16 protein-coding genes are annotated in these 19,638 nt (G+C 71.8%); 6 read left to right on the top strand and 10 right to left on the bottom strand.

What is annotated here, in order from left to right:
- Nucleotides 1-120 precede the first annotated feature (120 nt).
- From ACZ45E_RS31645 to ACZ45E_RS31635, 3 genes are all read right to left on the bottom strand, one after another.
- Nucleotides 121-1,182, bottom strand: a complete 1,062-nt coding sequence (locus tag ACZ45E_RS31645) for a BMP family lipoprotein (protein ID WP_468227296.1) — start codon at nt 1,180-1,182, stop codon at nt 121-123.
- Between the two features lie 185 nt (nt 1,183-1,367).
- Nucleotides 1,368-2,648, bottom strand: coding sequence for an amidohydrolase (locus ACZ45E_RS31640; RefSeq protein WP_468227293.1), 1,281 nt, complete (start codon nt 2,646-2,648; stop codon nt 1,368-1,370).
- Between the two features lie 126 nt (nt 2,649-2,774).
- Nucleotides 2,775-3,950 carry a Cmx/CmrA family chloramphenicol efflux MFS transporter gene (locus ACZ45E_RS31635; protein WP_468227290.1) on the bottom strand — a complete coding sequence of 392 codons (1,176 nt, stop codon included), beginning with the start codon at nt 3,948-3,950 and terminating at the stop codon, nt 2,775-2,777.
- Nucleotides 3,951-4,185: 235 nt separating this feature from the next.
- Here ACZ45E_RS31635 and ACZ45E_RS31630 point away from each other — a divergent pair, with 235 nt between their 5' ends.
- Nucleotides 4,186-5,154 (top strand): MBL fold metallo-hydrolase, encoded by a 969-nt coding sequence (locus ACZ45E_RS31630; RefSeq protein ID WP_468227288.1) that lies wholly within the window; start codon nt 4,186-4,188, stop codon nt 5,152-5,154.
- Between the two features lie 56 nt (nt 5,155-5,210).
- Here ACZ45E_RS31630 and ACZ45E_RS31625 read toward each other — a convergent pair whose 3' ends face one another.
- The 4 genes from ACZ45E_RS31625 to ACZ45E_RS31610 all read right to left on the bottom strand — a co-directional run bounded on the left by ACZ45E_RS31625 (nt 5,211) and on the right by ACZ45E_RS31610 (nt 9,946).
- On the bottom strand, nt 5,211-6,230 hold the full coding sequence (locus ACZ45E_RS31625) for a hypothetical protein (protein WP_468227286.1): 1,020 nt from the start codon (nt 6,228-6,230) through the stop codon (nt 5,211-5,213).
- Nucleotides 6,231-6,300: 70 nt separating this feature from the next.
- Complete coding sequence (locus tag ACZ45E_RS31620; protein ID WP_468227283.1) at nt 6,301-7,251, bottom strand: N-acetylneuraminate synthase family protein; 951 nt, start codon at nt 7,249-7,251, stop codon at nt 6,301-6,303.
- A gap of 14 nt (nt 7,252-7,265) precedes the next feature.
- On the bottom strand, nt 7,266-8,582 hold the full coding sequence (locus ACZ45E_RS31615) for a cytidylyltransferase domain-containing protein (protein WP_468227281.1): 1,317 nt from the start codon (nt 8,580-8,582) through the stop codon (nt 7,266-7,268).
- A gap of 38 nt (nt 8,583-8,620) precedes the next feature.
- Nucleotides 8,621-9,946, bottom strand: coding sequence for a DUF6716 putative glycosyltransferase (locus ACZ45E_RS31610; protein ID WP_468227278.1), 1,326 nt, complete (start codon nt 9,944-9,946; stop codon nt 8,621-8,623).
- A gap of 198 nt (nt 9,947-10,144) precedes the next feature.
- Between ACZ45E_RS31610 and ACZ45E_RS31605 the strand changes: the two genes are divergently transcribed.
- Genes ACZ45E_RS31605 through ACZ45E_RS31595 form a run of 3 tightly spaced genes read left to right on the top strand, consistent with a single transcriptional unit; the run spans nt 10,145 to nt 13,646 of the window.
- Entirely contained in the window at nt 10,145-11,119 is a 975-nt protein-coding gene (locus tag ACZ45E_RS31605) for a glycosyltransferase family 2 protein (protein ID WP_468227276.1), read from the top strand.
- Nucleotides 11,119-12,465 (top strand): polysialyltransferase family glycosyltransferase, encoded by a 1,347-nt coding sequence (locus ACZ45E_RS31600; RefSeq protein ID WP_468227273.1) that lies wholly within the window; start codon nt 11,119-11,121, stop codon nt 12,463-12,465. The genes ACZ45E_RS31605 and ACZ45E_RS31600 overlap by 1 nt, the downstream gene beginning before the upstream one ends.
- Entirely contained in the window at nt 12,462-13,646 is a 1,185-nt protein-coding gene (locus ACZ45E_RS31595) for an acyltransferase family protein (protein ID WP_468227270.1), read from the top strand. Before ACZ45E_RS31600 ends, ACZ45E_RS31595 begins: the two co-directional genes overlap by 4 nt.
- 20 nt (nt 13,647-13,666) lie before the next feature.
- Here the strand turns inward: ACZ45E_RS31595 and ACZ45E_RS31590 are convergent, their stop codons facing one another.
- A complete protein-coding gene (locus ACZ45E_RS31590) occupies nt 13,667-14,416 on the bottom strand; it encodes a TetR/AcrR family transcriptional regulator C-terminal domain-containing protein (protein WP_468227267.1) in 750 nt (249 codons plus the stop codon).
- Nucleotides 14,417-14,486: 70 nt separating this feature from the next.
- Between ACZ45E_RS31590 and ACZ45E_RS31585 the strand changes: the two genes are divergently transcribed.
- A complete protein-coding gene (locus tag ACZ45E_RS31585; RefSeq protein ID WP_468227264.1) occupies nt 14,487-15,965 on the top strand; it encodes an FAD-dependent monooxygenase in 1,479 nt (492 codons plus the stop codon).
- 106 nt (nt 15,966-16,071) lie between these two features.
- Here the strand turns inward: ACZ45E_RS31585 and leuE are convergent, their stop codons facing one another.
- Both leuE and ACZ45E_RS31575 read right to left on the bottom strand, forming a co-directional pair.
- The gene (gene leuE / locus ACZ45E_RS31580) at nt 16,072-16,731 is read right to left on the bottom strand and encodes a leucine efflux protein LeuE (RefSeq protein WP_468227262.1); all 660 of its coding nucleotides are present in this window, start codon (nt 16,729-16,731) and stop codon (nt 16,072-16,074) included.
- A gap of 195 nt (nt 16,732-16,926) precedes the next feature.
- Nucleotides 16,927-18,507, bottom strand: coding sequence for an acyl-CoA mutase large subunit family protein (locus ACZ45E_RS31575; RefSeq protein ID WP_468227259.1), 1,581 nt, complete (start codon nt 18,505-18,507; stop codon nt 16,927-16,929).
- 305 nt (nt 18,508-18,812) lie between these two features.
- On the opposite strand from ACZ45E_RS31575, the gene ACZ45E_RS31570 reads away from it, so the two are divergent.
- Nucleotides 18,813-19,634 carry a L,D-transpeptidase family protein gene (locus tag ACZ45E_RS31570; RefSeq protein ID WP_468227257.1) on the top strand — a complete coding sequence of 274 codons (822 nt, stop codon included), beginning with the start codon at nt 18,813-18,815 and terminating at the stop codon, nt 19,632-19,634.
- Nucleotides 19,635-19,638: the final 4 nt, after the last annotated feature.

Raw genomic sequence — 19,638 nt, 5'->3', positions numbered from 1 at the left:
TCCCCACACCCCCACACCCACCCCCCCCCCCCCCCCCCCCCCCCCCCCCCCCCCCCCCCCCCCCCCCCCCCCCCCCCCCCCCACGCCCGGTGCTGCGAAGGGTACCGTGCCGGATGCGGGCTACGGCTTCGCGGCCACCTTCACCTTGCCGTCGATGATGTCCTGCTTCGCCTTCGCCACGGCGTCCGCGAGACCGGTGATCTTCTTGTACTCCGGGTTGGTCTCGGTGATGCCGACACCGCCCGCCTTCAGGTCGAAGCGGGTCACGCCGGACAGCGGCTTCTTGTCGTGCACCGACTTCGCCAGCTCGTAGACGGCGCGGCCGACGTCCTTGGTGGCGGAGGTCAGGATGGAGGTCTTGAACTTGGCCAGCGGCTTCTGGTTGTACTGGTCGGAGTCGACACCGATCGCCCAGACCTTCTTCGCGGCGGCCGCCTGGATGACGCCCTGACCGGAGAGACCGGCCGCGTGGTAGACCACGTCGGCGCCCTTCTCGATCTGCGCCTCGGCGGCCGTCTTGCCCTTGTCGGGGCTGGAGAACCCGCCCTCGTCGGCGGTCTCGGTCAGGTACTGCGTGACCACCTTGGCCTTGCTGTTGGTGTCCTTGACACCCTGGACGTAACCGGCCTCGAACTTGTGGATGAGCGGCACGTCCACACCGCCCACGAAGCCCACCGTGTCCGTCTTGGTCGCCTTGGCGGCCGCCACACCGGCCAGATAGGAGGCCTGCTCCTCGCTGAAGACGAGGTCCGCGACGTTCTTCGCGCTGATGGTGGAGTCGTCGATGATGCCGAAGGTGGTCTTCGGGTACTTCGCGGCGGCGGCCTTCACGGCCGGCGCGTAGGCGAAGCCGACCCCGACGACCGGGTTGTACCCCGACTTGGCCAGGGAGCTGAGCCGCGCGATCTTGTCGGCGTCGCTCTCGCCGTCGCTGGGCTCCTGGTCGTCGCTCTTGTAGCCGAACTCCTTGTCCGCCTGGACCATGCCCGAGTACGCGGCGTCGTTGAAGGACTGGTCACCGCGGCCGCCGACGTCGTAGGAGATGGCGAGCCCGAGGTTCTTCTCCTTCGCCTCGTCGCCCGCCTTGTCGGCGCTGGTGCCGCCGCAGGCGGTGGCGGTGAGGGCGAGGCCGGTGACGGCCACGGCCATGTGCGTGAGGCGAGACGTACGAGATCGACGCATGATGGAGTGCTCCTTCGTCAACACGCCGCGCGAGGCGCTGAGTTCGGCGGAGCGTAACGCGCGTAGAAGGGGCGGGGAAGGCGGTTCGGCCCGCCGTTACCTATTCGTGCCGGGGGTGGGTCACGTCCCGGTGAAGGGGGTGACGAAGGGGCCGACAGGGGGCGCGGGACCGCTTCTCGCGGGGGTCAGCCGTCGCCGGGGACCGGAGCGGCCGCGTCCAGCAGCACCGCCGCCGTGAAGAGCTCCACCCCCACCGTGATCGCCGACTCGTCCGCGTCGAAGTCGCCCTGGTGCAGATCGCGGGAGGTGCGGTCCTGGGGTGCCTTCACGCCGAGGCGGGCCATCGCGCCGGGTACGTGCTCCAGGTACCAGGAGAAGTCCTCGCCGCCGAGGCTCTGCAGGGTGCCCTCCACCGAGTCGGCGCCGCGCCGGGCGGCCATCGCGTCCCGCAACAGGTCGGTCACGGCCGGGTCGTTGACGACGGGCGGGACTCCGCGCACGTAGTTCACCACCGGCTTGGCCCGGTACAGGTCGGCGATCTCCTGGACCGCCGCGTGCACCACGTCCGGCGCCTCGCGCCAGGCGTCGAGGTCCAGGCAGCGGACGGTGCCGGAGAGCTCGGCGTGCTGCGGGATCACATTGCAGACGTGGCCCGACTCGATGCGGCCCCAGGTGAGGACGAGCCCGGAGCGGGCGTCGACACGGCGGGCGACCAGCGCCGGGACCTCGGTGGCGACCTTGGCGACGGCCGTGACGAGGTCGGTGGTCAGATGCGGGCGGGCCGTGTGGCCGCCGGGCCCGTCGAGCGTGACGTCCAGCCGGTCGCAGGCGGAGGTGATGGCGCCGTGCCGCAGGCCGATCCGCCCGGCGTCGACCTTCGGGTCGCAGTGCACGGCGATGATCTTGCGTACGCCTTCGAGGGCGCCGTCGTCGATCGCGTCGGCCGCGCCGCCGGGCAGCACTTCCTCGGCGGGCTGGAAGATCAGCCGCACGGGCTGCGGGAGGAGGCCGAGCCGGTCCAGGTCGGCGAGGACCAGGCCCGCTCCGAGCACCACCGTGGTGTGCACGTCGTGGCCGCAGGCGTGCGCGCGGTCCGGGACGGTGGACCGGTACGCGCAGGTGGTCTTGGTGTCCGGGATCGGCAGCGCGTCGATGTCGGCGCGCAGCGCCAGCATGCCGCGGCCCCCTTCCCACTCCCCCGTCTCGGTACCGGTGCCGATGTCACAGATGAGGCCGGTGCCGGTGCCGAGCACGCGCGGCGCGAGCCCCGCCTTCTCCAGCCGGGCCTTGAGCGCGGCGGTGGTCCGGAACTCCTGGTTGCCCAGCTCGGGGTGCATGTGCAGGTCGCGCCGGAAGTCGACGAGCTCGGCACGGAGGGCATCGGGCAGGGCGCCGGGGAGCGTGCCGCCGGGGACGGCTTCCCCCGGCTGGTCGGCCTCGGGCTCTCGGGGCTTCAACTGGTTCACCCTGTGAAGGGTAAAGCGACGCAGCCACCAACTGACCCTCGATCAACAAAACTTCAGCCAGATTGGGGTAAGAAATACGGCGGCGCCGCGCATGTGGATCGTACGGACCGGGTATGACCTCTGTTTCTACCCGCGCTCGGCCGGCTCTTTCCGCCGCGGCACCGCGCTCATGACCGCGACCACGACCGCGACCATGAGCGCGGCCCCGACGAGGGCCGCGCTCACCAGCGGCACGGCCCGGTGGCCCAGGCCGCCGCCGCTCGCCAGGCCGCCCGCCCACGGGCCGAGGGCCGCACCGGCGTTGAGGGCCGCGGTGGCGGCGCCGCCCGCGAGCGTGGGGGCGCCGGGCGCCGCGTACAGGGCCTGCGCGATGAGCGTGGAGCCGACCGCGAAGGACAGGGCGCCCTGGACGAAGGCGAGCGCCAGGGTCGCCGGGGCGTCCCCCGCGGCCAGGGCGAACAGCAGCCAGCCCGCGAGCAGCGCCGCCCCGCCGCCCACGAGCACCGGCACCGGGCGCGCGTCGGCGAGCCGGCCCGCCGCGCTCACCCCGGCGAACGAGCCGAGCCCGAACAGCGCGAGCAGCGCGGGTACCCGGTCCGCGCCGAGGCCGGTCACCTCGGTGGCGAGCGGCGCGAAGTAGGTGAAGGTGCAGAAGGTCGCGGCGTTCACCAGGGCGCCGAGCAGCAGCACGGTGAGCGGGCGCGGGCCGCGCAGGGCCCGCAGCTCGGCACGTACGTCACCGCGTGCGGTCCGCGCCGGCTCCGCGGGGAGCGAGCGCGCCACCGCCACGAGCGCGGGTACGCAGACCAGCGCCACGGCCCAGAACGCGGCGCGCCAGCCGAGGAACTGCCCGAGCAGGGCGCCGCCGGGGACGCCCGCGACGCAGGCCAGCGTGGTGCCGCCGAGCAGGACCGAGACGGCGCGGCCCTTGGCGTCGGGGGCGACGAGCGAGGCGGCGGTGGCCAGGGCGACGGTGAGGAATCCGGCGGTGGCGAGGGCGGCGGTGACGCGGGTGGCGAGCAGGACGGTGTAGCTGGTGGTGACGGCGCCGACGACGTGCGCCGCCAGGAACAGGGTCAGGCAGCCGAAGAGGGCGGGGCGGGGCGCCCGGCGCACCGCGAACACCGCCGCCAGGGGCGCTCCGACGATCATGCCGACGGCGAAGGCGGAGGTGAGGGAACCGGCGGCGGGGACGGAGACGCCCAGGTCGTGGGCGATGTCCGGGACGAGCCCGGCGAGCATGAACTCGGAGGTCCCTTGGGCGAACACGGCAAGGGCGAGCAGGTAGAGCGGGAGGGGCACAGCGGACTCCGTGACCGTACGAGGAGGAGAGGGGTCTCGGTACGGCAGTCCGGCGATGGCAGGCGTCAGCGGAGGCGGGGCCCGGGAGGGGTGCCTCGACGCGGCGCGGGAGAAGGCCACCGGACGGCTGCCGGTGGCCGGAGTCTGTCGGACTCGGGGCTGTTCACCCCGGGAGCGTAGGCCGGGTCGGTACCGCGCGTCGAACGGATATCGGCCGACGGCATAATCACTGTTCATGACGTTCGACGCCGGGAAGCTCAGCGAGATCGGCCAGGACCTGTACGCGTGGCTGCCGCCGCGGCGGGGCTGGGGTCTCGCCAACTGCGGGCTGCTCGTCGCGCCCGGGGGCGCCCTGTGGATCGACACCCCGTACGACCGCCGTCTCGCCGAGGAGTTCCTGGCGCGGAGCCGGGCGCTGCTGCCGGCCGGTTCGGATGTCGCCCGGGTCGTCGTGACGCATGCCAACGGCGATCACTTCTGGGGTGCGGGGGTGGTACCGGGCGCCGAGATCATCGCCACCCGGGGCGCCCGGGAGCACGCCCACATCGAACCGTCGCCGCCGCAACAGCACGCGCTCGTCCAGGGGGTGGACCCCGGGACGACCTGGGGGGCGTACCTGCGCGAGCACTTCGGCCCGTTCGACTGGTCGGGGACCGCTCCCGTCACCCTGGACACGGCGTTCACCGGCGAGCTCGAACTGACCGTGGGTGACTGGCCGGTGTGCCTGGGCGCGCTGCCGCCGGGGCACACGGGAGGTGACCTGTTCGTGCATCTGCCGCACCAGAAGGTGGTGTTCACGGGCGATGTCGTGTTCGGTACGTCGCCGGAGCAGCCCGGTGACCATCCGGTGCACTGGGCCGGGCCGCTGGAGAACCTGATCGCGTCGTGCCGGCGGTTCCTGGACACCGGCGCCGAGACGTTCGTGCCGGGGCACGGTCCGCTCCTGGACCGCTCGGGCATCGAGGCGCACATCGCGTACCTGGAGCACGTCCGCGAGCGGGCCCACGCGCTGCACGCGGCCGGCGTCCCGGCCGACGAGGCCGCCCGCCGGATCATCGACGGGCTGGACCATCTGGATCTGGGGCTGCCGGAGCGGCTGCTGATCACCGTGGGCTCCGAGTACCGGCATCTGGACGGCTCCGCGCCTCGCGACATGCTGGACGTGATGCGTGAACTCGCCGAGCTGGCGCACCGGTTGCGGTAGGCGGGCGCGGTCGCAGCCGGTGCGGTGAAGGCGGGTGCGGTCAAGGTGGGTGCGGGTCACACCGGCCGGACTCCCCGCGCCGATCCCGCGATCCCCGCCAGGAACCCCTGCGCGTGGTCGGAGACGCCCTCGCTGAGCCAGGACGGGTCGATCTCGCAGACGGCGACCTTCACGCCCGTGCCCTCCAGGGCGATGGGCAGGGTGTGCACGACCGTCGAGGGGAAGCTGAGGATCGTCCGGCCGATGGGGCCGCGGCGGGCGATGAGTTCGAGCGGGAGGTCGGGCCGGACGACTTCGAGGCCGGTCTCGACGGCGAGGCGGTGGAGCTTGTCGGAGGCTTCCCTGCGGTGGGCGAAGTAGCGGGTGGCGCCGTGCGCGGCGGCGAGTTCGCGGACCGCTTCCAGGTAGCGGTCGAGGTCGACGACTCCCGTCTCCACCAGGGAGGTCCCGACCAGGTCGGCGCCGCGGGTCAGCCGGGGCGGGCCGAAGCGGGCGCGGGTCCAGGCGTACTCGTTGGCGGTCACCGTGACGCCGTCGGGCACCTCGTCGACCGGCATGGAGGTGAACACGGAGACGGTGCGGCCGGGCCTCGGGGTGAGGCGGCGGCGGGCCGAGGAGGAGACGGGGGCGAAGGCCAGGTCGCGCGGGCCTGGGCGGCCGCCGCGCCGGTGCCAGCGCACCAGCCGCTCCCCGCGGGCGAGTTGGGAGATGAACTCCATGGTGGCCGTGCCGTCGTCGACGACGACGAGATCGCGGGCCCGGGTGATCATCAGCAGCAGTTGTACGTAGCGGGAGAACGGGTCGCCGATCACCACGCGGTCGGCTCCGCGCAGCGCCCCCGTGAGGCCGCCGATGGTCTGGAACGGGGCGCTCGCGCCGCCGCGTGCTTCCTCCCAGCGCACCGAATGACCTTCCGCGCGGGCGAGTTCGGCGACGCGGCGCAGCTGGCCGCGGGTCATCGGGTCGGTGGGTGAGAGCACGACCACGGTCGCGGTGACCTGCGCGCGGTGGGCCCACTCCAGGACGTTGAGGAGCTGCACCGGGCTCTCGACGAAGCACAGGGTACTGCTGGACATGCGGCCCTCCCCGGGGACGCCGAGGCGGTCCGGCGTGGCCAACCACGCCGGACCGCCCAGGGGTTGAGGCTCAGACGCCGACCGGCTCACCGGCGGCGACGGCGATCTCCGACTCGGCGACGACGCCCGCGACGCGGCGCAGCTTCTTCATCGGGCCGAGCTCGGACTCGTAGACCTTCTTGACGCCGTCACCGAGGGACGCCTCGATGGTGCGGATGTCGCGGACGAGGCGCGTGAGGCCCTGCGGCTCGACGGAGGCGGCCTGGTCGGAGCCCCACATGGCGCGGTCGAGGGTGATGTGGCGCTCGACGAACGCGGCACCGAGGGCGACGGCGGCCAGCGTCGTCTGCAGGCCCGTCTCGTGGCCGGAGTAGCCGATCGGGACGTTCGGGTACTCGGCCTGGAGGGTGTTGATGACGCGGAGGTTGAGCTCCTCGGCCTGCGCCGGGTACGTCGACGTGGCGTGGCACATCAGGATGTTGTCGCTGCCGAGGACCTCGACGGCGTGGCGGATCTGCTTCGGCGTCGACATGCCGGTGGAGAGGATGACGGTGCGGCCGGTGGCGCGCAGCGAGCGGAGCAGCTCGTCGTCGGTGAGGGAGGCGGAGGCGACCTTGTGGGCGGGGACGTCGAACTTCTCCAGGAAGGCGACGGCCTCGGTGTCCCACGGGGAGGCGAACCAGTCGATGCCGCGCTTCTTGCAGTGCTCGTCGATCCGGAGGTACTCGTCCTCGCCGAACTCGACGCGGTGGCGGTAGTCGATGTACGTCATCCGGCCCCAGGGGGTGTCCCGCTCGATGTCCCACTGGTCGCGCGGGGTGCAGATCTCCGGGGTGCGCTTCTGGAACTTGACGGCGTCGCAGCCGGCCTCGGCGGCGACGTCGATCAGCTTGAACGCGTTCTCCAGGTCACCGTTGTGGTTGATGCCGATCTCGCCGGTGATGTAGACGGGCTGACCGGGTCCTGCGGTGCGCGAACCGAAGGTGCGCAGGCGGGAGTCGAAGGTGGGGGAAGAAGACATGTGGGGTGCGTTCCTTACTTGGTTTCGAGGGAGTCGAGAGAGGGGCCGAGGATCCAGCCGGCGATCTCCCGGACAGCGCCGTCGCCACCGGGCACGGTGGTGACCGCGCGTGCGGCGCCGCGCACGACGTCGTGGGCGCTCGCGACCGCCACCGGCCAGCCGGCGACGGCGAAGCTCGGGAGGTCGTTGACGTCGTTTCCGACGTAGAGCACGCGCTCGGGCGCGATGCCCTGCTCCTCGCACCACTGCTTCAGTGCGAGGTCCTTGCGGTCGATGCCGTGCAGGACCGGGATCTTGAGCTTCCGGGCCCGGGCGGCGACCACCGGGTTCTGTTCCGTGGACAGGATCAGCAGGCGCAGGCCGCTCCGGCGGAGGGCCGCGATGCCGAGGCCGTCACCGCGGTGCACGGTGACGAACTCCCGTCCGTCGGAGTCGATCAGCACCCTGTCGTCGGTCTGGGTGCCGTCGAAGTCGAGGACGACCGCGTCGATGTCCTCCCGGGTGGGGAGGGTGCGCGCGGTGTCGGTGTCGGGGTCGGGGTCGAGGAGGGGGGCCAGCGCGCGGGCGCGGGCCAGGTCGTGCGGGTCGTCGACCTCCAGTACGCGGGCGGGGTCGGTGCGCACGAGTTCGGTGCGGCCGAAGAAGCGGTGCTCGTGGCGGCGGAAGCCGGTGGCCTCCATCGCGTAGACGGCGCCGGTCTCCAGCAGGTCCTGGGGGCGGTCCTGGCGGCGCGGGCGGAACGACTTGTCGTGGTTGACGCCGTAGCCGCCGCCGGTCGCGGGCGCCCGGCCGACGAGGGTGTCGGTGCCGCCGAGGGAGGCGGACCGGCCGGTGGTGACGGCCGCCGGTTCGTCCGCCGCGTCGCGCCACACGAACCCGTGGAAGGCGGCGACGGCCAGGGCGCTGTCCGCGCCGTCGTCGACGATCGCGCGGACCACCCCGTCGATGTCGTCGCGGACCAGGAACGGGCTGGTGCACTGCACGAGCAGCACCACGTCCACGGCCGCACCGTGCAACGCCTCGTGCGCGTCCATGGCGTGCAGCACGGCCGCCTCGGAGGTGGCCTTGTCGCCGGCGATGGCGGCGGGCCGGGTGACGACCTCGGCGCCTGCCTGCCGCGCGGCGGCCGCGATGGCCGCGTCGTCGGTGGAGACCACGACGTCCGTGACCTGCCGCGTGGCCAGGCACTCGCGGACGGCGCGGGCCACCAGCGGCACGCCGCCGACCGGGGCGAGGTTCTTGGCCGGTACGCCCTTGGAGCCGCCGCGGGCGGGGATCACGGCGAGGACGCGGCGGACCGGGGTCGCCGTCCCCGCTTGCGGATCGGACATCTGCGGTTCTCCTTCAGGGGGTCGGTTCAGGTGGGCGCTCACAGCTCCCCCATCCGCCGGATGACGGGGGCGACGCGCTGCACGCCGTGCCGGTAGGCGCCGCGGGCGGCCCGGCGGACGATCTGCCGTACGGCGCCGGGGTCCTTGTCGGCGGCGGGCGCGCCGGGCAGCGGGCTGCCGTCGGGCGCCAGGTGGTGGCGGGCGAGGATGCGCGGCAGATAGCCCGGGGCGGTGGTGCGGCTGTAGTACGGGGCGAGGGGCGGGAGTTCGCCGCCGAGCAGGGAGGCGAGCTTGTCGCGGGCCCCGTCGAAGGCGCTCTCGTACGTCCCGTCGGCGGCGACGCCCTGCCGGGCCAGCCAGCGGGCGTCCGGCTCGGGCAGCACGCCGGCGTCCAGCTGATCCCAGGAGACGAGGCAGCCGGAGCCGGTGAAGTGGTGGTTGCCGAGCGCCTCGCGCACCCCGAGGTCGGTGAGGACGGCGGTCGGCACGCGCCGGTGCAGGGATTCGAGCGCGGCCGTGGAACTGACCGTGACCAGCAGGTCCGTCCGGTCGAGTACCTCGCCCATGTTCCCGTAGACGAGGCGGAGGTTGGGCGGCGGGTCGAGGCGCTGGACGAGCTTCTGGTACGGCGCTTCCTCGATGTGCGTGGTGTGTTCGCCGGGCTTGCTGCGCAGCTTGAGCAGCACCTCGCGGTCGGGGTGCGTCCTCGCGTGCCGCACGAGCCGGTCGAGCAGGTACAGCCGGTCGGCCGGGGTCTCCGGCACAGACGGCTGGGCGGCGAAGACCACCGTGTACGGGTCGTGCGCGGCGCTCTCGTCGTAGCGCGCACCGCCGAGGAAGGGCAGCGCGCACTCGGTCACGGCCGAGGCGTCCGCGCCGACCCCCTCGTACACCGAGCGGAAACGCTCCGCGTCGTAGCGGGAGTTGGCGAGCACGACGTCGGCGCCGTGCCGCAGCAGCAGCCCGTCGGCGAGCTTCTCGTAGACGACGCCGACATAGCCGGTGACGACCACGGGCCGCCGCGCCGATCCCCGCCAGGCGTGGGCGAGTCCGTGCAGTACGGCCTGGACGGCGCCGCCCACGAGGGCGAGGACGACCACGTCGTACGCGCCGGGCCCGCGCCCTCCTGAGCCCTCCATCTCGCGCAGGAACTCGACCGCGGTGACCTCGCTCAGGCGGTCGGCGCGCACACCCACCTCGGTGAGCTGGCGCGGCGTGGGCGTGGCGCGGCCCCGCAGCAGGAACCCGTCGAGCGTCGCTCGGCCGGAAGTGAGGCGGCCCGCGGTGAGCGCGCCCCATTTCCATCGGGTGTCGGAGTCTGCGAGCACGGCGATTCGCTGTTGCTCGGGGATACTTACTGGCACACCCAAGAAGCTAGGAAGCCATTTCGAGCCCCGGCCCAACCCGAGTGCAACAAACGGTTAACAGCACACCGACGCATGGCGAATCGGCCCGGGAAAAGCCATCCGGAGGGGCTGGTTCACGGTCCCGTCACACGTCGTTCACCTGGCATCAAGTTCCCGGTCAAGACGAATGCCGGGCCGCCGCCTAACGTCACGGACGTGGTCAAGCTCTCCGTCATCGTGCCGTTCTACAACGTGCAGCAATACGCGCCGGAAGCCCTCAGGAGTCTGAGGGCCAACGCGCGTGCCGACTTCGAATTCATCCTCGTCGACGACTGCTCGACGGACCGGACCAAGGAGATCGTCGAGCGCGGTGCGCTCGCTCTTCCCGGCGCCGTCCACGTCCGGCGCGAGGAAAAGGGGGTGTCCGCGGCACGGAACCAGGCGATCGACATGGCGCGCGGCGAATATCTCACCTTCATGGACGGGGACGACTGGGTCGCACCCGGGTACTTCTCGCGGCTCGTGTCCCGGATCGAGGAGCTGGGCTGCGACTTCGTACGCACCGACCATGTGCGCTGCACGGGCAACAGGCGGGAGATCCACCGCGTCCCCTGGGGGCCGCGCGACACCGTCGTCTCCCCGCGCGAGGTGATCCTCCCCGCGGACCGCTCGACGCCCGTCGACTACCCCTACTCCTGGGCCGGCGCCTACCACCGCCGCCTCGCGGACGAAGGGCTCCTGCACTTCCCCGAGCAACTGCGTACCGCCGAGGACCGCCCCTGGATCTGGCGGCTGCACCGAAAGGCCGAGTCCTTCGCCGCCGTCGACCTGCTGGGCATCTTCTACCGGCGCGGAGTCAGCACGTCACTGACGCAGATCGGTGACGACCGGCAGCTCGATTTCATCCCGTCCTTCAATCAGGTCGTCAAGGAGACGTCCGAGGATCCGGAAGCGGAGAAATTCCTGCCGAAGGTGATCCGGACATATTGCGCCATCATTGCCCACCACTTGAACACCATCGATAAATTCGAGCCGCCGGTCGCCCGCAAAATGCGGGCAATGAGCGCCTCCGCCCTGAAATCAATGCCCCAGGATCTGCTCAACGAAGTCCTCGACACCATGGACCACGAGCGCGCGTCCCGGCTGCGACGGCTGCGCCGCCGCCCCGCCCCGGTGGAGGTGGCGGCCTGATGGCCCGGACGACCCAGATCTTCTGCGCCTCCACCCTCTACGGAGCCGCCACGCTCGCCGCCGCCCTGGACGCCGACCGGTTCGCCCCGGCCGACCGGCGCATCCTGCTCGTGATCAACAACGGCGCGACGCCCGAACTCACCCCGCCCCTCGACGAGATGGACGGCTTCGACCAGCTGCGCCACCGCTTCGACCGCGTGCTCTCGTGGAACGAGGCGATCCATCCGTTCCACCCGGGCGGCTGGTCGCCCCGCCAGAACGACACCGTCCTGTTCGAGCGCTACCTGCGGCTGCTGTGGGACCTGGGCGACGACCGGGTGGAGCTGGCCGTCGAGTCCATCCAGGTCAACCCCTCCCTCGCCCTGTGCCAGGTGTTCTCCGGCGCCCCCGTCGACGTCTACGCCGACGGCCTGATGAGCTACGGCCCGACCCGCTTCAAGATCGACCCGCTGGTCGGCACCCGGGTGCGCCGCCTGCTCCACCTCGACCTGGTGCCGGGCCTGCGCCCCCTCCTGCTCACCGAGTTCGGCGTCGAGCCCGAGGTCGTACCGGCCGACACGTTCGCCAAGGTCCTCGCCGAACTCTCCAACGCCGACGAGCCGTTGGCCCTCCCCCGGCTCACCGCGGAGGACCGGCCCGCCCTGCTCCTCGGGCAGTACCTCTCCGCGCTCGACATCCTCACCGCGGAGGAGGAGGAGGAACTCCACATCCGGATGCTGACGGGGGCGCTCGCACTCGGCCACACCAAGATCGTGTTCAAGCCGCACCCCACCGCACCCGCACGCTGGTCACGCCTGCTGGAGCAGGAGGCCGCGCGGCTCGGCGCCGAACTGACCGTCCTGGAGCGCCCCGTCCTCGCCGAGGTGGTCTTCCAGCAGCTCCGCCCGGCCCTGGTCGTCGGCTGTTTCTCCACCGCCCTGCTCACCGCGCACACGCTGTACGGGCTGCCGGTGGCACAGACCGGCACGGATCTGCTCCTGGAACGCCTCACCCCGTACCAGAACAGCAACCGCGTCCCCGTCACGATCGTCGATGCGCTGCTTCCCGAGGTGACGGACCAGGTGGCGGTACGCATACAGGCGCTGGACGCCGACCTCTCCGGCCTGCTCGCCGCGCTGGGCTTCGCGATGCAGCCCAAGATCTACCCGAACCTGCGCCCCGCCGCCGAGCGGTACCTCGTCCAGCACCTCACGCCCCGCACCTGGCGCTACTTCAAGCGCCGCAGGCTCACCTCGCTGGCGCTGCCCGGCGGCGTCCCGCCCCAGCTCGGCTTCATCCCGCGCAACGCGACCGTCCGGCGCATGGCCAGGCAGGCGCGGCGCATCAAGCGGGCGACGCTGGGATGAGCACCGCCTCACCGGCCATGGACCGGCCCCCGTCACCCGAGACCGCCCTCCCCTCGGGTGCCGCGCTGCCCGCGCCCGCAGGTCCCGCCGGCCCCGCTCTCAAGGGCCGGGGCCGCCTGCGGGCACTGGACGGGCTGCGGCTGATCGCCGCCCTGATGGTGGCGGCGTACCACTACGGCGGCCGGGACGGCGACGTCACCCGAGCCTGGGGCAGCTCGCCGAGGACCCAGTTCCCCACGCTCCACGAGTGGTTCGCCTACGGTCCGCTCGGCGTGCAGATCTTCTTCGTCATCAGCGGCTTCGTGATCTGCATGAGCGGCTGGGGCCGCCCGCTGCGTTCGTTCTTCGCCTCCCGCGCCTCCCGCCTGATGCCCTCGTACTGGGCGGCCGTCGTCCTGGTCACCCTGGTCTTCGCGCTGCCGCCGGTCGCCTACGCCGCCGTGTCACCGAGCGACACCCTGCTGAACCTCACCATGCTCCAGCAGCCGCTCGGCGCGGACCGGGTCCTCGGCGTCTGCTGGACGCTCTGGGCCGAACTGCGCTTCTACGCCCTGTTCGCGCTCTGCGTCGTCCTGCCGGGGGTGACCCGCCACCGCGTCGTGCTGTTCTGCGCGTCATGGACGCTGGCGGCGGCGCTCGCCGACGCGTCCGGCGACCCCTTCCTCAACCTGGTCCTGATGCCGGAGTACGCCCCGTTCTTCGTCGGCGGCATCGGCCTGTACCTCGTCCACCGCGACCGGCGCTCCGTGCTCGCCTGGGGCATCGTCGCGGTCGGCTGGGCGATCGGGCAGCACTACGCGGTGGCCGGGCTGTGGCACAAGCCGAACCCGGAGTACTTCTCCTACCGTGAACCGCTGATCATCATCGCGATCGTCACGGCGGGCTTCGCGGCGGTCGCGGCGATCGCGGCGGGCCTGCTGCACCGGGTCGACTGGCGCTGGCTCACCGTCGCCGGAGCCCTGACGTACCCCTTCTACCTGGTCCACGAGCATCTGGGCTGGGTGGTCATAGGGGTGCTGCACCGCAAGGCGGAACTGCCGTCGTCCGTCACGTTCGTGGCGACCATCGGCATCATGCTGACGCTGGCCTGGCTGCTGAACCGTTTCGTCGAGAAGCGGGCCACGCCGGCGCTGCGCAGAGCGTTGAGTCGAGAGGCGGGCGCTCCTGGCCGCGCGGCGTGACCCCACGGGCGTACTCCGTCTCAGCGCAGCCCGTAACGTGCCTCGACCCCCGCCACGATCAGCCGCAGCCCCTCCTCGAACCGCTCGTCGTACGCCGCGAAGAGCTGCCCGCCCGCGGCGGCGGCCAGCGGGTAGTCGGCGAGGAGTTCGGCGCGCTCGGCCACGTCGTAGCCGGGGCGCCGCTCGTCGGGCAGCGGCCGTACGCCCTGCTCCTCCGTGACGAAACCGAGCGTGTACATGTACATGGTCGCGCTCGCCCAGGTCGCCTGGTCGGGGGTGAATCCGGCGTCGATGAGGAAGCGCAGGTTCGCCTCCATCCCGGGCCCGTGCTCGGTCCCCGTGAACCGTGAGCCGCTGAAGACCTTCGCCCCGTCGCGGTAGCGCAGCAGCGTGTCGCGCAGCACCCGGTTGCCGTGGATCAGCCACTCCTGCCAGCTGCCCGACGGCTCGTGACCGACCGCGCCGCCGGTCGCCCCGCTGCCGGCCACCTCGGCGCCGGCCACCTCGCCGCCACCCTCCGTCATCCGGCGGAACATCACCGTCGCCATCTCGTCGAGCAGCGCCTGCTTGTTCTTGAAGTGCCAGTACAGGGCGGGCGCCTGCACATTCAGCTGCTTGGCGATGGCGCGCAGCGTCAGGCCCTCGAGCCCCACGTCGTTCAGCAGGTCGAGCGCCGTGTCGGCGACGTACGCCTTGTCGAGCTTGGGCTTCTTCTGCCCGCTCGCCCGCTGCCCGCTCTGTTGCCCCTTCGGGTTCTTCTGCTCAGCCACGCTTGACATCTTAACGCCGTTAAGGCGATGCTCGGAGCACGGAGCTTAACGACGTTAAGGGGCGAGGGCGATGAGTGCTGCCGGTGCGGTGACGACGACGGATGTCCTGATCGTGGGCGCGGGTCCTACCGGCCTGGTGCTGGCCGCGGACCTGGCGCGGCGAGGGGTGCGGGCGATGCTGGTGGAGCGTGCGGAGGCCCTGTTCCCGGGCTCGCGCGGCAAGGGCCTCCAGCCGCGCACGCAGGAGGTGTTCCACGACCTCGGGGTGCTGGACGCGATCCGCGCGGCGGGCACCTCCTACCCGACCATGCTGATCTGGGAGGGCGACGAGCCGGGCCAGGAGTGGGACATGGTCACGCGCACCGAGCCGACGGAGCAGGTGCCGTTCGCGGACGGGTGGCTGGTGCCGCAGGCCCGCACGCAGGAGGTGCTCTACGCGCGACTGCGTGAGCTGGGCGGCGAGGTCCGGTTCGGCACCGGCCTGACCGGCGTGGAGCAGGACATCGAGGGGGTGACAGCGGCCTTCGAGGACGGCTCGGCCGTCCGCGCCGGGTACCTGGTGGCGGCGGACGGCGGCCGCTCCACGGTGCGCAGGGCGCTCGGCATCGGCATGACGGGTGAGACCGTCGACGCGAAGCCGATGCTGGTGGCGGATGTGCGGATCACGCGGGACGCGCCGCTTCCGGACACGCACTGGCACGTGTGGCCGAAGGCGCCCGGGGGCGGTGTGGCGTTCTGCCCGCTGCCGTCGGACGAGGGCCGCCTGTTCCAGCTGGCCGCGCAGTTCACCGACGAGACGGCGATGCCCGACACCTCACCGGCCGGAGTCGCCAAGCTCCTCGCGACCCGTACACCGCTCGGGGAGGAGCACATCGCCGACGTGCTCTGGGCCTCGGACTTCCGGGCGCGGGCCGCCCTGGCCGACCGGTTCCGCGTGGGCCGCATCTTCCTGGCGGGCGACGCGGCCCACGTCCACTCCCCCGCGGGCGGCCAGGGGCTGAACACGAGCGTGCAGGACGCGTACAACCTGGCGTGGAAGCTGGCCGCGGTCCTGTCCGGCGCCCCGGACCGACTCCTCGACACGTACGAGGAGGAGCGGCGGCCGGTCGCGGCGGACATCCTCGGCATTAGCACCCGCATCCACCGCGCCGGCGCGGAGGGCAGGCCGGTGCGGCGCGGCGAGGAAGTGCAGCAACTGGGGATCGGCTACCGGGACTCGGCACTCACCCGGGAGACCCGCACCGACCTTCCGCAGGACGCGCTGCACGCGGGCGACCGGGCGCCGGACGGACGACGCGGCGGGACCCGGCTGTTCGACGCCTTCCGGGGCCCGCACTGGACCCTGCTGTCGGTAGGTGCCCAGGACGCTGAACTGTCGTCACTGGAGGGCGAGTTCATACGCACGACACGCATCCCGGAGTACGAGGCGTACGGGGCGGGCGTGTTCCTGGTGCGGCCGGACGGATATGTGGCCTGGGCCGGGGAGACGGCACGGGGAGTGGAGGAGTACCTGACGGAGGTCGGGATCGCTGAGCCCCGGGATCGCTGAGCCCGGGGATCGCTGAGCCCGGGGATCGCTGAGCCCCAGGATCGCTGAGCCCGGGAACCGTCTGAACCCCGGGCCGTCCGAGCCCCGAAAGACCAGGCGCACCTGCCTAGACGCTGGCGAGCGACAGCTTCACCGCGAACCCCAGGAACAGCACCCCGGCAGCCGAGGTCGCACCCGCCGCCAGCCGCTTGCGGCGCCGGAAGGCCGCGGACAGCTTGGTCCCGCTGAAGATCAGGGCCGACAGATAGAGCACGCTCGCGAGCTGGGCGAAGGCGCCGAGCACGACGAAGGAGAGGGCGGGATAGGCGTAGGAACGGTCGACGAACTGCACGAAGAAGGCGATGAAGAACAGGATCGCCTTGGGGTTGAGGAGGCTGATCACCAGGGCCCGGCGGTAGGGCCGCTCCTGCGGCGAGGGAGCCTCGGCGAGACCGGCCTCGGCGGCGGCGATCCGTTCGCGGCGGGTCCGCCACATCGACCAGGCGGCCCGCATCATGCCGACCGCGAGCCAGGTCAGATAGCCGGCGCCCGCGTACTTCACGACGCCAAAGATCATGGCGTTGGCCTGGAGGAGGGAGGCGACACCGGCCGCGGAGAGGGTCATCAGGACGGTGTCGCCGCACCAGACACCGGCAGCGGCTCTGTAACCGGTGCGGACGCCGCGACGGGCGGCGACGGAGAGCACATACAGCGAGTTCGGCCCGGGGAGGAGGACGATGAGGACGAGACCCGCGAAATAGGTCGGAAGATCGATGACACCCAGCATGAGCGGAGTGTCGCACAGCAGATCGACGATCCGCTCGGGTGTTTCATTTACCGGAAGATCGCTGGTCAGAAGCGGTATGAGCGGTGACCAGCGACTGCGTGAGCGGGTGACCGGACGCCACCTGAGCGCACGACGGGACCGTCGTTCACGACCGCGTGACCGCCCGTCGTTCACGACCGCGTGACCGCTCGTCGTTCAGAAGGCGTCGGAGGGGACGTAGGTGCCCCATACCTCGCGCAGGGCGTTGCTGACCTCGCCGACGGTGGCGCGGGCGCGCAGAGCATCCTTCATGGGGTACAGCACGTTGTCCTCACCCTCGGCGGCCTTCTTCAGGGCGGCCAGGGCGGTGTCGACGGCGGACTGGTCGCGCTCGGCGCGCAGGCGGGCCAGACGGGCGGCCTGCTGGGTCTCGATGGCGGGGTCGACGCGCAGCGGCTCGTAGGGTTCCTCCGCGTCGAGCTGGTAGCGGTTGACGCCGACCACGACGCGCTCACCGGCGTCGGTCTCCTGGGCGATGCGGTAGGCGGAGCGTTCGATCTCGCCCTTCTGGAAGCCGTGCTCGATCGCGATGACGGCGCCGCCCAGCTCCTCGACCTTGTCCATGAGTGCGACGGCGGCGCTCTCCACGTCGTCGGTCATCCTCTCCACGACATAGGACCCGGCGAACGGGTCGACGGTGGCCGTCACGTCGGTCTCGTAGGCCAGGACCTGCTGGGTGCGCAGGGCCAGGCGGGCGGACTTGTCGGTGGGCAGGGCGATGGCCTCGTCGAAGGAGTTGGTGTGCAGCGACTGGGTGCCGCCGAGGACCGCGGCCAGGCCCTGGACGGCGACGCGGACCAGATTCACCTCGGGCTGCTGTGCGGTCAGCTGCACCCCGGCGGTCTGGGTGTGGAAGCGCAGCATCAGCGACTTGGGGTTGGTGGCGCCGAACTCCTCGCGCATCACCCGCGCCCAGATGCGGCGCGCGGCACGGAACTTGGCGACCTCTTCGAGGAGGGTGGTGCGGGCCACGAAGAAGAACGAGAGGCGGGGAGCGAAGTCGTCCACATCCATCCCGGCGGCCACCGCGGTCCGCACGTACTCGATGCCGTCGGCGAGCGTGAAGGCGATCTCCTGCGCGGGCGAGGCACCCGCCTCGGCCATGTGGTACCCGGAGATCGAGATGGTGTTCCACCTGGGGATCTCCGCCTTGCAGTACTTGAAGATGTCCGCGATCAGCCGCAGCGACGGCTTGGGAGGGAAGATGTAGGTGCCCCGGGCGATGTACTCCTTGAGCACGTCGTTCTGGATCGTGCCGGTCAACCGGTCGGCGGTGACGCCCTGTTCCTCGGCCACCAGCTGGTACATCAGCAGCAGCAGCGCGGCCGGCGCGTTGATCGTCATGGACGTGGAGACCTTGTCCAGCGGGATCCCGCCGAACAGCACCCGCATGTCGTCGACCGAGTCGATCGCCACCCCGACCTTGCCGACCTCGCCCGAGGCGATCGGGGCGTCCGAGTCATGGCCCATCTGGGTCGGCAGGTCGAAGGCGACCGACAGACCCGTCGTGCCGTTCGCGATCAGCTGCTTGTAGCGGGCGTTGGACTCGGTGGCTGTACCGAAACCCGCGTACTGGCGCATCGTCCACGGCCGGCCCGTGTACATCGACGGATACACACCCCGCGTGAACGGATAACCGCCCGGCTCCCCCAGCTTCCGCTCCGGGTCCCAGCCCTCCAGGGCCGACGGGCCGTACACCGGCTCGATGGGCAGTCCCGACTCGGATTCGCGCGCCATGGTTGTGCCTCCAGCGATCTGCCGATCGATCGTGTGTGGTTGCGACCGTGCTGCGGTTGCGCCGCCCGTGAGCCACTCGAGAGTGGTCGCCGCCTCTCGCGACGGACTGTAGTGGCGGTCGCGCGGCCGGTGGAGGGCTACACGCTGCCCTATACCCGCTGCCTCCCATCCGTTACCGAGTTCCGTTACCGAGTCCGTTACGGAGTCCGTTACCGAGTCCGTTACGGAGCCCCTGTTCGCGACCGCCGCGGTGCGGGCAGCATCTGTGGTGACAACGGAGAGCGGCGCGGCAGGCGGGGGACGTCATGCGGACAGCTGTCGTACGGAGAACACTCGCCGCCGGCGGGGTACTGGCCCTGGTCGGCGGTTGCACGGTGCAGACGGTCGGCCCGGGCGGCGCGGGGTCGGCTCCGTCCGCGTCGGCCCCGGCGGGTGCCCCGGGCCGCGGCGACGGCAGGCCGTCCGGCGCGCCGGGCGCTTCGGCGGCTCCGGCCGCGCGGACACTCTTCGCCCCCGGGGACCGGGGCGGCCAGGTGCGCGAGTTGCAGGCGCGGCTGCGTCAGATCGCCTGGCTCTACGCCGGCCCGACAGGCACGTACGACGCTCCGACGACCACGGCGGTCAGCGGCTTCCAGCGCAAGCGCGGCCTGCCACGTACCGGCGCCACCGACTCCGTCACCTGGCAGCGGCTGCTGGGGATGACGCACGAGCCGACGCGCGACGAGCTGTACGCGGCGGGCGGCAGGCCGGTGGCGAAGCCGGACCCGCGCTGTATGACGGGGCGCGCGCTGTGCATCAGCAAGACGAGCCGGACGGTGTCGTGGATGGTGGACGGCAGACGGCTGATGACGACCGACGTGCGGTTCGGCTCGCAGTACAGCCCCACGCGCGAGGGCGTCTTCCGCGTGTACTGGAAGTCCCGGCACCATGTCTCGACGATCTACCACGCGCCCATGCCGTACGCGATGTTCTTCAGCGGCGGACAGGCGGTGCACTACTCGTCGGATTTCGCGGCCCGTGGTTACAGCGGCGCGTCGCACGGCTGCGTGAACGTACGGGACGAGGGGAAGATCGCGAGCCTCTTCGCCCAGGTGCGCAACGGCGACAAGGTCGTCATCTACTGGTGAGGCC

This window comes from Streptomyces sp. NPDC030991, assembly GCF_055571235.1.
The sequence above is the reverse complement of the archived record's forward strand: the minus strand, read 5'-3'. Positions and strand labels throughout refer to the sequence as shown.

Bases quoted from the DNA above. Each gene is read 5' to 3' on its own strand.
- ACZ45E_RS31645 (WP_468227296.1), bottom strand. From the start codon at position 1,182: ATGCGTCGATCTCGTACGTCTCGCCTCACGCACATGGCCGTGGCCGTC.
- ACZ45E_RS31630 (WP_468227288.1), top strand. From the start codon at position 4,186: ATGACGTTCGACGCCGGGAAGCTCAGCGAGATCGGCCAGGACCTGTAC.
- ACZ45E_RS31625 (WP_468227286.1), bottom strand. From the start codon at position 6,230: ATGTCCAGCAGTACCCTGTGCTTCGTCGAGAGCCCGGTGCAGCTCCTC.
- ACZ45E_RS31620 (WP_468227283.1), bottom strand. From the start codon at position 7,251: ATGTCTTCTTCCCCCACCTTCGACTCCCGCCTGCGCACCTTCGGTTCG.
- ACZ45E_RS31615 (WP_468227281.1), bottom strand. From the start codon at position 8,582: ATGTCCGATCCGCAAGCGGGGACGGCGACCCCGGTCCGCCGCGTCCTC.
- ACZ45E_RS31600 (WP_468227273.1), top strand. From the start codon at position 11,119: ATGGCCCGGACGACCCAGATCTTCTGCGCCTCCACCCTCTACGGAGCC.
- ACZ45E_RS31595 (WP_468227270.1), top strand. From the start codon at position 12,462: ATGAGCACCGCCTCACCGGCCATGGACCGGCCCCCGTCACCCGAGACC.
- ACZ45E_RS31585 (WP_468227264.1), top strand. From the start codon at position 14,487: ATGAGTGCTGCCGGTGCGGTGACGACGACGGATGTCCTGATCGTGGGC.
- leuE (WP_468227262.1), bottom strand. From the start codon at position 16,731: ATGCTGGGTGTCATCGATCTTCCGACCTATTTCGCGGGTCTCGTCCTC.
- ACZ45E_RS31575 (WP_468227259.1), bottom strand. From the start codon at position 18,507: ATGGCGCGCGAATCCGAGTCGGGACTGCCCATCGAGCCGGTGTACGGC.
- ACZ45E_RS31570 (WP_468227257.1), top strand. From the start codon at position 18,813: ATGCGGACAGCTGTCGTACGGAGAACACTCGCCGCCGGCGGGGTACTG.